Origin of the sequence: Vibrio bathopelagicus, assembly GCF_014879975.1 — a bacterium.
Classification (GTDB): Bacteria; Pseudomonadota; Gammaproteobacteria; order Enterobacterales; family Vibrionaceae; genus Vibrio; species Vibrio bathopelagicus.
On record NZ_CP062500.1, the window covers coordinates 1,107,265 to 1,121,868 of the forward strand.

At 42.8% G+C, this 14,604-nt stretch carries 11 protein-coding genes; 5 read left to right on the plus strand and 6 right to left on the minus strand.

Annotated elements, in window-relative coordinates; translation table 11 throughout:
* Nucleotides 1–49: 49 nt before the first annotated feature.
* From IHV80_RS05040 to IHV80_RS05050, 3 genes are all read left to right on the plus strand, one after another.
* A complete protein-coding gene (locus tag IHV80_RS05040; RefSeq protein ID WP_192890270.1) occupies nt 50–760 on the plus strand; it encodes an SDR family oxidoreductase in 711 nt (236 codons plus the stop codon).
* Between the two features lie 331 nt (nt 761–1,091).
* On the plus strand, nt 1,092–1,544 hold the full coding sequence (locus tag IHV80_RS05045; protein ID WP_192890271.1) for a septal ring lytic transglycosylase RlpA family protein: 453 nt from the start codon (nt 1,092–1,094) through the stop codon (nt 1,542–1,544).
* Between the two features lie 201 nt (nt 1,545–1,745).
* A complete protein-coding gene (locus IHV80_RS05050; RefSeq protein WP_192890272.1) occupies nt 1,746–2,759 on the plus strand; it encodes a manganese-dependent inorganic pyrophosphatase in 1,014 nt (337 codons plus the stop codon).
* 222 nt (nt 2,760–2,981) lie between these two features.
* On the opposite strand, the gene IHV80_RS05055 is transcribed toward IHV80_RS05050, so the two are convergent.
* From IHV80_RS05055 to IHV80_RS05070, 4 genes are all read right to left on the minus strand, one after another.
* Nucleotides 2,982–4,583 (minus strand): BCCT family transporter, encoded by a 1,602-nt coding sequence (locus tag IHV80_RS05055; protein WP_192890273.1) that lies wholly within the window; start codon nt 4,581–4,583, stop codon nt 2,982–2,984.
* A gap of 9 nt (nt 4,584–4,592) precedes the next feature.
* Entirely contained in the window at nt 4,593–5,930 is a 1,338-nt protein-coding gene (gene dddP / locus IHV80_RS05060; protein WP_192890274.1) for a dimethylsulfonioproprionate lyase DddP, read from the minus strand.
* A gap of 532 nt (nt 5,931–6,462) precedes the next feature.
* Complete coding sequence (locus IHV80_RS05065) at nt 6,463–7,482, minus strand: aldo/keto reductase (protein WP_192890275.1); 1,020 nt, start codon at nt 7,480–7,482, stop codon at nt 6,463–6,465.
* 205 nt (nt 7,483–7,687) lie between these two features.
* Entirely contained in the window at nt 7,688–8,572 is an 885-nt protein-coding gene (locus tag IHV80_RS05070) for a LysR family transcriptional regulator (RefSeq protein ID WP_192890276.1), read from the minus strand.
* A gap of 217 nt (nt 8,573–8,789) precedes the next feature.
* Between IHV80_RS05070 and IHV80_RS05075 the strand changes: the two genes are divergently transcribed.
* The gene (locus IHV80_RS05075; protein ID WP_192890277.1) at nt 8,790–10,295 is read left to right on the plus strand and encodes an aldehyde dehydrogenase family protein; all 1,506 of its coding nucleotides are present in this window, start codon (nt 8,790–8,792) and stop codon (nt 10,293–10,295) included.
* A gap of 43 nt (nt 10,296–10,338) precedes the next feature.
* Entirely contained in the window at nt 10,339–11,679 is a 1,341-nt protein-coding gene (locus IHV80_RS05080; protein ID WP_192890278.1) for a lyase family protein, read from the plus strand.
* Nucleotides 11,680–11,925: 246 nt separating this feature from the next.
* Here the strand turns inward: IHV80_RS05080 and IHV80_RS05085 are convergent, their stop codons facing one another.
* Together IHV80_RS05085 and IHV80_RS05090 are read right to left on the minus strand one after the other, a co-directional pair.
* Nucleotides 11,926–13,173 (minus strand): lipase family alpha/beta hydrolase, encoded by a 1,248-nt coding sequence (locus IHV80_RS05085; RefSeq protein ID WP_192890279.1) that lies wholly within the window; start codon nt 13,171–13,173, stop codon nt 11,926–11,928.
* Between the two features lie 158 nt (nt 13,174–13,331).
* Complete coding sequence (locus IHV80_RS05090) at nt 13,332–14,594, minus strand: metal-dependent hydrolase family protein (RefSeq protein ID WP_192890280.1); 1,263 nt, start codon at nt 14,592–14,594, stop codon at nt 13,332–13,334.
* Nucleotides 14,595–14,604: the final 10 nt, after the last annotated feature.

Below are 14,604 nucleotides of genomic sequence, written 5' to 3' on the forward strand. Positions count from 1 at the left end.
TTGTTGTCTCTATGATTCTCCACATCATCACTAACAACGAGCAATAACCATGAATACTATTAAAACAGCCACTATCGCAGCCTGCTTTTCGGTAACAGCCCAACACCTGATTGAAAAGCTCATTACGAGTGGAACCCGTGTCGTCGCTTTTGGGCGCATCGGCGATGAAGCAAGAGCAAAAAGCCTAGAAGATAAGTATTCAGGCCATCTGACCGTGTTACTTGGAGATCTTACGGATGAAGAGCAAAGCCAAGCGCTTGCTGCCAAAGCATCTGAAATCTTAGGTCATATCGATGCGCATTTTCATTGCTCTGGTATTTATACCTGGAGTCGTTGGACTGACGTGGAAGTGAGTAAAATGTCTGACTTGTGGAATGCGAACTTTATGACAGCGTTTGTCTTCGGAAGAGAAGTTTTCAAGTTAATGGAGTCGCAGGGAAGTGGTTCACTGATGTTTGTTTCTGCGCGTGATACTGCGCGTAATATACCCGCAGGTTTTGGGCCTTATATGGCGTCTAAAATGGCACTGAATGCTTTGGTCGAAAGCTTGGCTGCAGAGGGTGCATCATCCAATGTTCAAGTGAATGCGGTATTGCCGACCGTTGTTGATACTGAAGTAAATCGACAAGCACTTCCTGATGCTGACCACTCTACATGGGTAGATCCAGCTGATTTGGCAGAGTTGATGATGGAGTTGACTCAACCTAATAAAACTTATCTAAGTGGCTCGCTAATTACCGTCAACAATAAAATGCATTAACAGTAGGTTAGTAAGTTTGGATAGCGTTGTCCTATCTGTAACAAGCTAGAAACCGAAACACCCCCTAAAGAGGATTGGTAGAGATACCAATCCTTTTTTGTATTTGGATGTTTTTGGCTGAGTGGCTTACCTATATGCGCTGATTAAGAAATATACAACTCTAATTCATTGTTAAAGTTGACGTTTTGACGATAAAACCTTTCATGAATATGACGGAAGAAAACGTACTTCATGAAAACATTGTGCGTACATACCGGATGGTAGCCTTTACTGTGCAGTGACTATACTCAGCATTATATGGCGAACCAAAACACAACGAAAATAGAGAAACATGCAGAGACTAGCGCACCCAAATTATATGAAAAAATCACATATTATCTTTACCGCTCTTATTCTTATGATATTAGCCGGATGCACCTCAACGTCGGCTGTCGGCAGTTCCAAAACAACGGAATATGCCAAGTCACATGATCTTGCTGGTAAAGCTTCTTGGTATGGCGATAAATTCCATGGAAGGCTCACAGCAAGTGGTGAAACGTATAATATGAATGCGAATACTGCGGCTCATAAAACTTTGCCTTTTGGCACTATCGTGAGAGTGACCAATACAGCCAATAACAAGTCTGTCGATGTGAAAATTAATGACCGAGGCCCTTACGTAAAAGGCCGAGTTATCGATCTTTCGCACAAGGCATTTGCAAAAATCGGCAATGTTAAGCAAGGAACCGTCCCTGTCAAAATCGAGATTGTTGATGACAGCAATACCTTTAGGTACAAGCACTAACTGCCTCTAAGCCTGTACTGCTTTGTGAAACTCAAGGATTGGTAGAGATACTGATCCTTTTTTGTTTTTGGGGAACCTAACGAGATCTAAATTACATTTCGTTACTTACTGAAGTAAATCTGAAATATTACTGACACGGTTTTGAAATTTTTGATGGATAGCTTATGGGGTTCTAAAACGAATCCAAATAAGGAAATACCCGTGAAGCTAACACCTGTCGTTGCTGCCGTAATCATGTCTTTCAGTTCAGCAAGTTTTGCTTTCAGCCTGCAACAATCTGCCAATGAAAACAGTGAAGATCTCGTATGGACGGGGCACCTTAGCCCAGACAGCGACACGGTAATGTCTGCGATGCTCGCGGCTCATATCTATGGCGGTACGGCGACAGTGCCTGAGCCTATCAACCCTGAATCGACGTTCATCTTGAATTACTGTAATGCTGAATCACCACGTGTAGAGAAAGATTACTCTTCATATCGAGTGGGGCTGGTGGATTTCAACCAAGTGACTCAATTAGCACCAACCATCGATCAATCAGCTATTGTGGCTGTGGTCGATCACCATGCGATTGGTGGTTCACCGATTAATACGCCTCAAATAGTTGAGATGGATATTCGAGGCTGGGGTTCAGCTGCAACTATTCTGGCTGACAACGCGGAAAAGCTCGATGTGACCTTACCTAAACACCTTGCTTGTGTGGGTTTAGGTGCAATTCTTTCTGACACTGTGGTATTCCAATCAGCAACCACGACAGAGCATGATCGTGAATACGCAGAGAAGTTGGCGAAGGTTGCAGGCATTTCAGACATCGAAGACTTCGGTCAACAAATGTTGGTTGCTAAATCCGATCTTAGCCATCTTTCATCTGAAACCATTCTGACGCTGGATTATAAAAACTTTAAATACGGTGGCAAACAGGTGGGTATTGGCGTTGCTGAAACACTAACCGCTCAACAACTGATTGACCGTAAAGATGAGCTTTTGGCAGCAATGAAGGCATACAAAGAAGAGAACGGGCTAGACCATCTGTTCTTCTCAATCACAGACACTAAGAACAAAGAAGCGAACCTATTGTGGGTGGATGAAAATGACTATCAAGTCATCAAATCCGCTTTCAACGCTGAACCAACAAGCGACATGTTGACTCTGGAAGGCGTAACCTCTCGTAAGCGCCAGATTGGCCCTGCGGTTCAAAAGGCAATTGAGAGTTTGTAAGTATTAGAGAACTTTGGAAGGGATTGGTAGAGATACCAATCCCTTTTTTAGGACTCTAACTTGGTGTCCAATCTTTATTATGTGGATATATAGAGAAACTATGGCTGATTGGTTGCTCTCCTCACTTTCAAATATCTCTATGGAGGAACTTGAAAGTAGGAGAGCCGTGTAATCACATACAATATCTATAGTGTTGATGTTAAAGAATCTAACTCAATATGATTACTTACCACCATGGATGACTTGAGCTTTCCTATATTCAATTTCTGTTTGCTCTGCTTTTCTAATCACTTCATCCAATTCTGCACCTCGGGTCTTGGTTGCGGGTGAATAGACTTCGATATACACAGACTTCATAAACCCATAACTCATCATCGTTACCATAATGGCGAAAGGACATCCCATAATAACAAGTAGCGATTGAATGGCGGTCATGCCTCCACTCATTAATAACAAGCTAGTGATACCAGAAAATGCAATTACCCAGCCAATGCGTTGTGAAATCGGAGCGTTATCTTCATCTTTTGATGTTAGTGTATTGATAACAAGCGTGCCCGAATCAGAAGTCGTTATAAAGAATACGAAAATACTAAATAGCGCTAAGTAACTAGGTAGACTCCAATCAGATACCAACTCAAAGAACTTAAACAGTGCCGATGAGGAGTTTGTCATCACAGCCGCGCTTAGCTCCTCGACACCTTGGTTATGAATAAGGTCCAACGCACTGTTACCGAATATTGTCAGCCATGCGAAAGAAAAACCTACTGGAATAACAAGTACGCCAACTACGAACTCTCGTATTGTTCTACCACGTGAAATGCGAGCGATAAACAGTCCAGTTGGTGCAGCGAAAGCAATCCACCAAGCCCAGTAAAATAGGGTCCAACCATAAAACCAATCAGGATTGGTAAAGGCATAAGTATCAAAAGACAGTGGCACAAAGCTCGCCAAATAGTTGCCAACATTTTCTACTGTTGAGTTAAGAATGAAGGTGGTATTAGAGGCTAAGAATACATACGTCATTAGCCCAATTGCGACACAAATATTGATGAGTGACAGCGCTTTAATCCCTTTCTTTAGGCCAAGCACTAGCGAAATACATGTCATTACTCCAATGATTGTAATCAGGACAATTTGATTACCTGTGCTAATCTCGACGCCAAGTACGTAATTTAAGCCTGCGTTGATTTGCTGTACACCAAATCCTAGGGGGGTAACTATACCAACCACTGTTGCCAGTACAGCAAAGACATCAATGGCTACGCCCAATGGTCCGTTGATTCGCTCGCCAAATATTGGGTAAAACGCACTTCGCATTTCTAGTGGACGACCTTTACGATAGGCAGCGTAAGAAATAACAAGCGCTACGATAGTGTAAATAGCCCATGCATTGATTCCCCAGTGAAAGAAAGTAATGTTCATTGCATCTCTCACTGCTACATCACTCTGTGCCTCAACGATAGGAGGGTTCATGTAGTGCATTACAGGCTCGGCGACGCCGAAAAATACAAGTCCAATACCCATACCGGTACTGAATAACATTGACCCCCACGCGAACCCAGAAAATTCTGGCCTCTCATTATCTTTGCCAAGCCTTAAGTCTCCGACACGGCTACAGGCACTGAAAATCAAAATGGAGATAAATAGCGCAACGCTTGCCATATAAAACCAGGCAAACTTATGCGCTATATAGTTTTTCAGATTTGAAAACATGTCGGTGCTTGCTTCTGGAGCAAGTAAAACATAGACAAAGCACAGAGTTAAAATTAACCCAGCCCCTGCGCTTACTAATAACTTATGAGTGTTTTTAGGTACGGATGTCATGTGTTGCTCCTACTTTAATAACTCTTTTTCAAATGGGTAATTCGTTAGATTCTCAAACCCATCTTCTGTAATAATGACTTGGTCTTCCAATTTGACCCCTTCTTTACCACCAACAGCGCCTACGTATGCTTCTACACAAAGCGCCATACCTGGCTCTAATACACCATCATATCCATGGCCTTCCAGATCTTCTGGATAACGTATTGAAGGATACTCATCACACAAGCCAACGCCGTGCATCATTACTCCGTAACGTTGTGGTCGGTATTTTTCAGGAAGTAGAAGGCCTGAGCGAGTCACTTCTTCGAATGTCATACCTGGCTTTAGAATTTCCATGTTGTGTTGGATATGTTCATAGGCCACACGGTATAAATGCCTCTGTTCCTCAGTGGCTTCTACATCACCGATTAGCCATGTGCGTGATAAGTCAGCACAAAATCCGTAAGGGCCAATGAGATCAGTATCAAAAGCCAATAGCTCTCCTTCTTTAACTACACGAGGGCCACACTCTTGAAACCATGGGTTCGTACGAGGCCCTGAAGAAAGAATTCGACACTCGATCCACTCTCCGCCGCGTTTAATATTCTCAGCATGTAACACCGACCAAATGTCATTTTCAGTGACGCCAGGGACAGTTGCCTCTTGCATCTTCTTCATTGCTATCTCTGTCGATGCAATCGAGCAGCGCATCGCATTAATCTCATCGATGTTTTTAACTGCTCTCGCTAGCTCCATCACTTCTTGACCATCAAAGATTTCAAGGCCCTGTTTATCGAGTTCACGCAAGCCGACAATCTCTATCTTGTCTACGGCGATACGATTGCTCCCACCACCGTGGTGCTTAACGATGTCTGCGATCTCTTTTGCAAAGTGATAGGCGTGCTCATTGGTTCGATTTCCAGTTTCAAAGTAGAAGAACGAAGCTCCGTTACGTACTTCTTTTACAAGCGGTAGGTGTGCGGATAAATGTTCACAGTTATGGAAATCCCAAAGAATCATGTAGCCTTCTGCAGATACAAAACAGGCACGAGCATGGTTGTGGGCTATCCAAAGCTGCATGTTGGTCGAATCTGTTGCGTAACGAATATTTAGAGGGTCAAATAACAAAACTCCGGCCAAGTCACGAGCTTGAAGTTGGTCAACGATTCGCTTCAATCGATATTCTCGCATATGATGTAGATTTGGAGGTGTGAGACCTAAGTCTGCCCACTCTTGGAATGCTAGAGCGGTAGGCCCAATCTCAACTCGATCATTATCGTTCACGCTTCCATCTGGTTTTAATTGTGTAGCGCGTCGACGCGACGGATCTATTTTTCGGTTGGAGCCAAGTACAAATTGGTTTGTCATTTTATTTCCCTTAATAAACTACCGTATTTATTAGGCTCAATGTTACAACAATGTTATTGGTGAATAATGGAAATAAAGTCCCATACTTAAGAACAAAATTCACGCAATAGCGAATATCACGACTTAACAAACAGTTAGGTAAAATCGTTCTTAAATACTTATATGTCAAAAGTGATAGGCATCAATAACACGTTGTTAATCTCGTGTTGCAATTTAGCTGAATACCCCTTTAGTTATGTGATCTATGTGTGATTTATCAGTAGCGCAGGAGGGGGATATTATTTTAGGTATCAGTAAGTTAAATGAAATTTTCTAACATCAGTAAGGGTGAAGATGTTTAGAGAAAGTGGAAATTGCAGTCGAAATAACTCAGTCGTTTTTTTGACTATAGTCAGGAATAAAAGTTATAAACATTCATGGTATTTATTACTCCTGGACTAGTGGGGCGATATTTATAAATACAAAACTAGAAAGATCAAAAAATGGCACGTTACGTGCCATTTAAATACAGATTAACTTATATACCTAATTGTTATTCGGCATATATGCCTTTAGGAAGACGAGCAGAACGAGGAATACGATTGCCTGCAGTGTAGTCATTAATTATATCGGAAGGCGTGTAATTGCGTTCTAACTCAAATATATCATCTTGATCTAGATTCATCTCCAAAGCAGCTAGGGCGCTATTGAACTGTTCTGGGGTATCGGCACCAACCAACATTGAGGACACATATTGCTTTGACAGGACCCATGCTTGAGCTACCTGAGCCGGAGCAACATTGTGTCTCTCAGCGACACGAGCAACAGAAGTAGAAATATCAAATGACGCCTTGTCGTTATACATTTCAGCAGTAAAGAAATCGGTTTTATTTCGGTTAGACTGCATATCACTGGTAAGGATACCTCGAGCAAGAGGGCTGAATACCGACACCCCAATACCTTGGTCTTGGCAATACGGAATCATCTCTCTCTCTTCTTCTCGGTAGGCACAATTATATTGCAATTGCATATTTATTGGCTTCACCCAACCGTTTTGGTCACATACCTGAATAATCTTAGCAAGCTGCCATGTATACATGGTAGAAACGCCGATATAGCGAGCCTTACCTGATCGAACGATATCATTAAGAGCGCACATTGTTTCTTCAACAGGCGTATTTACATCAAAGAAGTGAAGCATATAGATGTCTACATAGTCCATCTTCATGCGTTTTAAGGATGCATCAATAGAGTTCATAATATGTTGGCGAGAATGACCTTGAGCATTGATATCATCATTCATTTGGTAGCCGACTTTAGTCGTTACAATCAGCTTATCGCGTTGTCCTATACGATTGAGTACATTGCAAACAACTTCTTCACCAGCCCCATACGAATAGAAGTCTGCAAGGTCAATAAAGTTAACGCCATGATCAATAGCATGGCGAATGATCGGCTCGCTTTCTTTCTCATCAAAGATCCAAGGTTTCCATTCCTTAGAGCCCATATTCATTGTACCAAGGCACAAACGAGACACCTTGAGGCCAGAGTTACCCAGTTGTACGTATTCCATATTCACCCCTCGCATTATGTGAAATAAATGTTTAATTTTTGTTTTATGACCTGAATATTTAGATCCAAAAACCAACAAAACACGAGTGAATATAAGTTAGGTATACATGAGTTTAGTTCTCAAAACCTTGATATGAAAATTTAAAGCTATAAAAAACAATGCATTAAATTTAAACCGTAAAATATGATTGTTTAAAAAGTTGAAGCTAAGACACGCTCAGGCATTCTTCTTTCAACCAAGAGACAAAGGCCTCGACTTTACTCGTGCCGACTTTAGGTGTCGGTACATGAATGAAGTACCCATATCGGCTGCGACACTGCAAAGGATGGAATTGAATCAGTTCTTGTTTTTTAAGTGAGTGATAGACCATGTTCAAATCAACGACCGCGAACCCTCCACCAGCGATAGCTGTATTGATTACCTGCTCTTGAGTACTCATCGAAATCCCTTTTCTATACCCTTCCGTCAGTTGAATGTTTGCTGAGTCAAGCCAGTCTTTCCATGCCGGGAGATTATGACCATGATGACGAATATGGAGCATTTTGTGAGTATGAGCCTCAATATTCATGCTCTCTGTTACTAGCTCTTGATTACAAACCGCAATGTACTTTTCTTTAAACAACAAGTTGTCTTTTGCATAGAACTCACCAACTTCATCAAAAAGGATCTCAATATCATACAGAGTACTTTGCTCTCGTTTGCTGTAGATCTGTAAGTCATATTGTGGAAATGCTTTGGCAAAGTTAACGAGATGAACACTCAACCAACGACTGGTAAAGGTGGGAGGGGCAAGAATAGCCAATCGTTGCTGAAGATTAGGGTTGCGGATAACCTCTAGCCCTTTTTCTACCTCAGAAAGAGAACGAGAAATCGTGCTAAGCACTTGCTCCCCGATTGGTGTCAATTCCAATAGACCACGAGTAGATGTACGTTTGAAAAGAGGTACCCCTAAATACTCTTCAAGCTGTTTTATCTGTTTGCTTACCGCTCCCTGCGTAACATTTAAGATGTTTGCTGCTGAGGTGAAACTCAAGTGCGTGCCCGCAACTTCAAATACTCGAACTGCATTGAGTGAGGGTAGTTGTCTCATTATCTTGCTCCTGGTCACAAATACAGCGACTTAGAACTCAACTCCTGTCACTGCGATTCACATTAACTTTCGACATAGCGCGCTTGCGTAGATTCTGCTGCATTCTAACGATTAAAACTCATATGTTAATTACTTTTATTCGGTTGTTGAAAAATTGTGACACCTGTAAGTTTTTAAGGACTGACCACAATGACAAAATGCGCTGTTTGGAGAAAATATGGAAACCCAATACAACCTTGCGATTACTACAGCCAAAGAATGGCTGAGCAAAGACAAAAAACAATTTATTGGCGGCCAATGGGTTCTTGGCAACTCAGAGAATAATTGGATGGTAACCAATCCTAGTAATAGAGATGTGTTGTGTAACATCCCTTTAGCTGATGAACAACTGGTTGAAGAGGCGGCAGCTGTTGCCTCACAAGCTCACCAATCAGGTGTATGGAGCCAAGTAAGTAGAACGGCGCGTGCCCAAGTTCTTCGCGATATTGCTCAAGTTATTCGTGACCATACTGAAGTTTTAGCGGTGCTAGAGACGCTTCCAAATGGCAAACTCTTAACAGAGTCATTAGCAGACGATATTCCAACTTGTGCTGACATCTTTGAGTATTATGCAGGTTGGACTGACAAGTTTTATGGTGAAACGTCACCTGTCGATTCTGAATACCTTAACTTTACGAATAAGGAACCGGTTGGGGTATGTGCACTTATCGCGCCTTGGAACTTCCCTCTTTATCAAGCGGCGTTGAAAATCGCTCCAGCTTTAGCGATGGGGAATACTGTCATTCTTAAACCATCCGAGTTTACACCTTTGACCTCTCTATACTTGATAGAAAAGATTGCTGAAAGCGTTGATATTCCAGACGGTATTTTAAACCTAGTTATTGCTGATGGCGCAGCTTCAAATCAGCTTACAGTTAGCAATAACGTCCAAAAAGTCTCCTTTACCGGAAGTACACCTATTGGCCGTAAAATCATTGAAAATAGCGGCCAATCAAACATGAAATCAGTCACGCTTGAGCTTGGCGGTAAGTCCCCTTGTATTTTCTTCGAGGATACCGAAAATCTAGACGCTGCGATCGACCGTGCTTTTACTGTGATGTTCTCTCACAAAGGGGAAAAATGCTCCGAACCAACGCGATTCTTAATCCAAGAAGGGATTTACGATTACGTTCTTGAGAAGCTGATTGCCAAAGCTGAAGCGGTAAAATGCGGTGACCCTCTAGACCCTGAAAGTGAACAAGGGCCTCAATGTAATGAAGTGCAGTTCAATAAAATCATGTCTTACATTGAGATCGGTAAAACAGAAGCAAAACTGGTTGCTGGGGGTGAGCGAGATACATCAAATGGTAATGATCAAGGCTACTTTGTTCGACCAACGATTTTCTCAGAAGTGCCTGAAGATGCACGAATCGCACGAGAAGAGATCTTCGGCCCGGTGCTTTCTTGCATCAAATTCAAAACCGAAGAAGATGCAATTAGGATAGCTAACAACACTGAATATGGGCTTGCGGCAGGTATATACACGTCTAATGTAACTCGTGCGCACCGAATGGTTGATAAGATTGATGCTGGCATGTTGTTTGTGAACAAATATGGTTGCTATGGACTTGCCAGCCCATTCGGCGGCTTTAAACAAAGTGGCTGGGGTAAAGAAATGGCCATTCATTCGCTATCTTCTTACACCAAAACGAAGAGTATTTGGGTCTACTACGGCGAAAGCTAATCAAATATGTTGGGCGGTTCTATCCGCCCAATTAAGGAAAATCATGCAATACAGAATCGAAGTCGATAATATTGGTGAAGTGAGAATCCCGGTGTTACTCCCTTATGGCGCTCAAACACAGCGAGCTCTAAATCTGTACCCCGTAGACAATCAAAAAACACTTGGCGACTACGCTTCACTTATCAACGCTGTTTTACGTATCAAATTAGCTTCTGCTCGTGTAAACAGGGAAATAGGACAAATGGATCCAGTGCTTTCATTGAACGTTGAAAACACCTGTCAGTCCATATTAGAAAACTACCAAAGGGAACTATTCCCCGTTCACGCATTTCATGGTGGTGGTGGGATTTCCGTTAATATGAATGTCAATGAAGTCGTCGCTAACATTGTCAATCATAGCTATTATGCCAAGCCCTACGGCTCTTATTCTCCAGCTCATCCGAATGATGCCATTAACATGAATCATTCAACGAGCGACTGCTTGCAAACCGCAAGTCACTTGGCTGCTATTGAAGCTCTTGATCGCTTAGATACAACCATTGAGCGCTTGATGTACGCGTTTGAGTATTTAATGGCGAGCCACAGCGACAGCTCTAAACTCGCTAGAACCTGTATGCAGGATGCAGTAACGATTGAGTTTAAACAATTCTGGAGTGGTTATTTAGCATCACTACGCACCTGTCAAATGCATCTTAAAGCGTGTCGCAATGACCTTCAGGCTGTTAATTTAAGCGGTAATATTATTGGTCGAAGTGGTGACTGTTCAACGGCTTATGCCGAGCGTTGTATCTCAGTACTTTCAGACGTTACCGGTATAGAGCTTCGCAAGAACGATAACTTATTCCAATCCAGCCAATCATTCGATGCTCAAATTCATTGTGTGAGTCAGGTGGAGAACTTAGCGGGCTTTATTATCAAGATAGCGAAAGACCTGCGTTTAATGTCTTCTGGCCCCGAGGGCGGTTTATCGGAAATTACGCTTCCAGCAGTACAAGCTGGCTCAAGTGCAATGCCTGGGAAAGTAAACCCTACGATTCCCGAGTTTGCCATTCAGTCTGCTATGCAAGCACAAGGGCACTGTTACTCATCTAAACAAGCACACATCCATGGAGAGTTAGATTATAACCCGTGGGGAATGCTACTGATTACCAATCTACTCGATGCCATAGATCACTTAGAAAAGGGAATCTCGGTACTCAGTGAAAAGTGTATTTTCGGAATAGAAGTGAACTCAGAGACACAATCGCGTAATGAATCCGCCTTGGTGCCGCTCGTCGTGCGGGTCAAGTCAAAAATTGGATACAAAGCGACTTTAGACCATGTTAAAGAGGCTAAAAACTCAACTGAATTGAAAGAGATGTTGCAAGAGATACTGAAGCCGTAACCTCTCCATAATCTGCATCTTTGATCCATTGTGGTTCGTGAAAAGGGAGGAACCGAATGCCGATCGTGGCACGTGTAGTTTCGTATTCAGCGCGCTCAATTCAGAAAAGCATTACGATTCACCCAAATAAAAATGGAACGCTTGAGCGTTCCATTTCCTTTATTACTACATTTCTTAAACCTGATCGCTAGCGTAAGCGCCAGTGATGCTTGATGTCGAATCACCAACTCTGTCTACCCCTAGTTATTACTCTTGCTCTGCTCTCAACCAAAAGTCGGATAGGTCTTCAAACAGGTCATCGTTGTCTAAGATGCTGGTATGGTCTTCATCATAGCCGAGGATTTGTGATGCATGCAGTTGGGCTAGGCGCGATAACTGGCTTGAGAGGTTAATGACACCATCGTTACTTTTGGTATTGAACAGCTCGCCCGAGTTATAGCCAAACGCGAGAAAATGTGGCGTGTCGTTGTCATTATTATCAGAAAACAAATCAGCGATAAACTTACCGTCGGGGTTTAAATCTATCCAAGCTGGCATCACGACAGGGGAGTATTCTATGCCTTGCTTGGCTGATGCAACGCCACCAAATGGGGAAGATATGGTGGTAATGCTGCTAACAAAATCACACAACTGCCCAATACGACACTGACGAAGACTGTTGGTGGCGATTAACCCGCCCATACTGTGCGCCACCACATGCAATTGTTGAAGTTTGTATTCAGTGACAATGGTATGCAAAAGGTTATTCAAGCCTTTCGAGTTCAAAGCCAAAGACAAACCTGAAGGGTAGTTAAATACCCATATTTGATATTTAGATTGGTCGATTTTTTCAATCAGCGGGGCAAAGTCTAACGCGGTGGCGTTAATGCCATGCACAAACAAGATAGGGATTTTATTCGGGTCGTACTCTGATAAAAAGTAGACCCCAGCATTATGCTCGAGCAAGAATGTAAGTGGCTGCCACATCCCGAGTTTGGCGTTTTTTTTGTCAAAAGGAGGATCTTCTAGGCTCACGACAGTGCCGATGTCGACCAGATCCAACTCGATCTTCAATAGTGAGGACAAGGAGCGATCAACAAAGGCGCTTGGGACTTCATTTTCATTAACTTCTAGGGATACTTCTATGGTGGATTTGTCTTGATGGTTACGAAGGTTAATGACACTGAATGCTTCGTCTGCTTGTAGGGTTAAGTCTTGATTTTTATCTTCAAAGACAAGTAGATAATGGATGTTGTTCGATAGCTGTAAGTCGATACGGTCACTAGCGATTATTCCGTCATAACCATCCACTTCGCTTTTATTGATGTCTTTGATTTGTTCAATCACCACGGCCGAACCTGAGGCGGGTTGGCTCAAAATGAGTTGGTATTGGTTGGTAATGGAGTCGATCGCATCTATCTCATGGGATAAGTTTCGAAAGTTACTGCATCCTGATAGCACTGAACTGAGTAACAGTGCTGAACTGAAAAATAGTGCAGTAAGTAATCGCCTCATTCTAATTTCATCCTTATATCAACCCGATTTATCCATAAATCAAAAACCTGTGTTTAATAGTAGCAATTAAACAGCGTTTAATAAAAAGGCAAACAAGTGACTCGAAAGTTTGCTTATCTGCCTTGGATGTTTCAGTTCCTCAGTGAAGACGTTGAACGCTAAAGCGTGTTTTTGTACACCTTACCGTCTTTCATGATCAGTTTTTGTGTCTCTGTGTTCGCCACACACGCAACACTTTCCAGTGGGTTGCCGTCGATGATCAATAGGTCGGCATACGCGCCTTCAACGATCTGACCTAACTTACCTTCTTGGTAAGGGTGTTGGTAAGTCGACATCTCGAACAAGCGTCCACAGTTTGATGTCGCCATACGAAGTGCAGTGATGGTATCGAACACTTGTTCAATTGCGCCGAGCTCATTTAATTGAGTCGCATGAACGTTGGTTTCGCCAACACAGTCGGTACCAAAGGCGATGTTTCGAATGTCGTATTTCTTAATCAATTCTGCTGACTTGAACATGGCTTTACCCACGCGCTCTGTCTTGCGGTATGTCTCTTCGTTTGGCAGTGGGATCTTACGCTCTGCAATCAATGAAGAGGTAAAGTAGGAAGGAATCACCCAAATACCTTTCTCTTTAATGATCTCCGCAATGTCGTCGTCCATGATAGTCGCATGTTCGAATGACATCACGCCCGCTTCTGCCGCTCGGCGCATCGCATCAGATGTGTGGATGTGCGCAGCGACATAAGTGCCGTAATCGGAAGCGGCATCAACCGCAGCTTTCATTTCTTCAGATGTGAATTGCAATGTATCTAGCGGGTCGAAGGTTGAAGATGCGCCACCGCCCGCCATTATCTTGATTTGTGATGCACCCATAAACAGTTGTTCACGTACTGCTTTCAATACTTCTGAACGACCATCGGCCACTTTCATTGCGCCAAGCTTCATCATTGGGGAATCTTCGTGGCCGTTAGCTAAACGTTCTTGCGCTTGGTTCTGGCGGTAATCAGAGTGACCACAGGTTTGCGAGATAGCCGCCATTGAAGGAAGAATGCGTGGGCCAGTGGCGTAACCGTTATCGATACTTTTCTTAAGGCCAAGCGTATTACCCGCCACGTCGCGAATGGTCGTAAAGCCACGCATCAGCATCTCTTCAGAAATCTTTGCTGAGCGAATCGCCACTTCTTCACGTGTCATGGTATCAATCACATTGAAAGGTGCGGATAGCGTGATATGAACGTGAGCATCAATCAAACCTGGCATTACTGTGCCACCTTGAGCATCAATGATTTCATCGGCTAGTGTTGGGTCAATCTCGCCAATTTGAGTAATCAAGTTATCTTCGATAAGAAGTGATACGTTCTCGATTAGGTTGTTATCAACACCGTTAAATACGTTCGCGTTCGTGATTAGCTTTTTCATAGTCTGCACC

Excerpts from the sequence above, each read along its gene's own strand:
- IHV80_RS05040 (WP_192890270.1), top strand. The coding sequence starts at position 50 with ATGAATACTATTAAAACAGCCACTATCGCAGCCTGCTTTTCGGTAACA.
- IHV80_RS05045 (WP_192890271.1), top strand. The coding sequence starts at position 1,092 with ATGCAGAGACTAGCGCACCCAAATTATATGAAAAAATCACATATTATC.
- IHV80_RS05055 (WP_192890273.1), bottom strand. The coding sequence starts at position 4,583 with ATGACATCCGTACCTAAAAACACTCATAAGTTATTAGTAAGCGCAGGG.
- dddP (WP_192890274.1), bottom strand. The coding sequence starts at position 5,930 with ATGACAAACCAATTTGTACTTGGCTCCAACCGAAAAATAGATCCGTCG.
- IHV80_RS05065 (WP_192890275.1), bottom strand. The coding sequence starts at position 7,482 with ATGGAATACGTACAACTGGGTAACTCTGGCCTCAAGGTGTCTCGTTTG.
- IHV80_RS05070 (WP_192890276.1), bottom strand. The coding sequence starts at position 8,572 with ATGAGACAACTACCCTCACTCAATGCAGTTCGAGTATTTGAAGTTGCG.
- IHV80_RS05075 (WP_192890277.1), top strand. The coding sequence starts at position 8,790 with ATGGAAACCCAATACAACCTTGCGATTACTACAGCCAAAGAATGGCTG.
- IHV80_RS05080 (WP_192890278.1), top strand. The coding sequence starts at position 10,339 with ATGCAATACAGAATCGAAGTCGATAATATTGGTGAAGTGAGAATCCCG.
- IHV80_RS05085 (WP_192890279.1), bottom strand. The coding sequence starts at position 13,173 with ATGAGGCGATTACTTACTGCACTATTTTTCAGTTCAGCACTGTTACTC.
- IHV80_RS05090 (WP_192890280.1), bottom strand. The coding sequence starts at position 14,594 with ATGAAAAAGCTAATCACGAACGCGAACGTATTTAACGGTGTTGATAAC.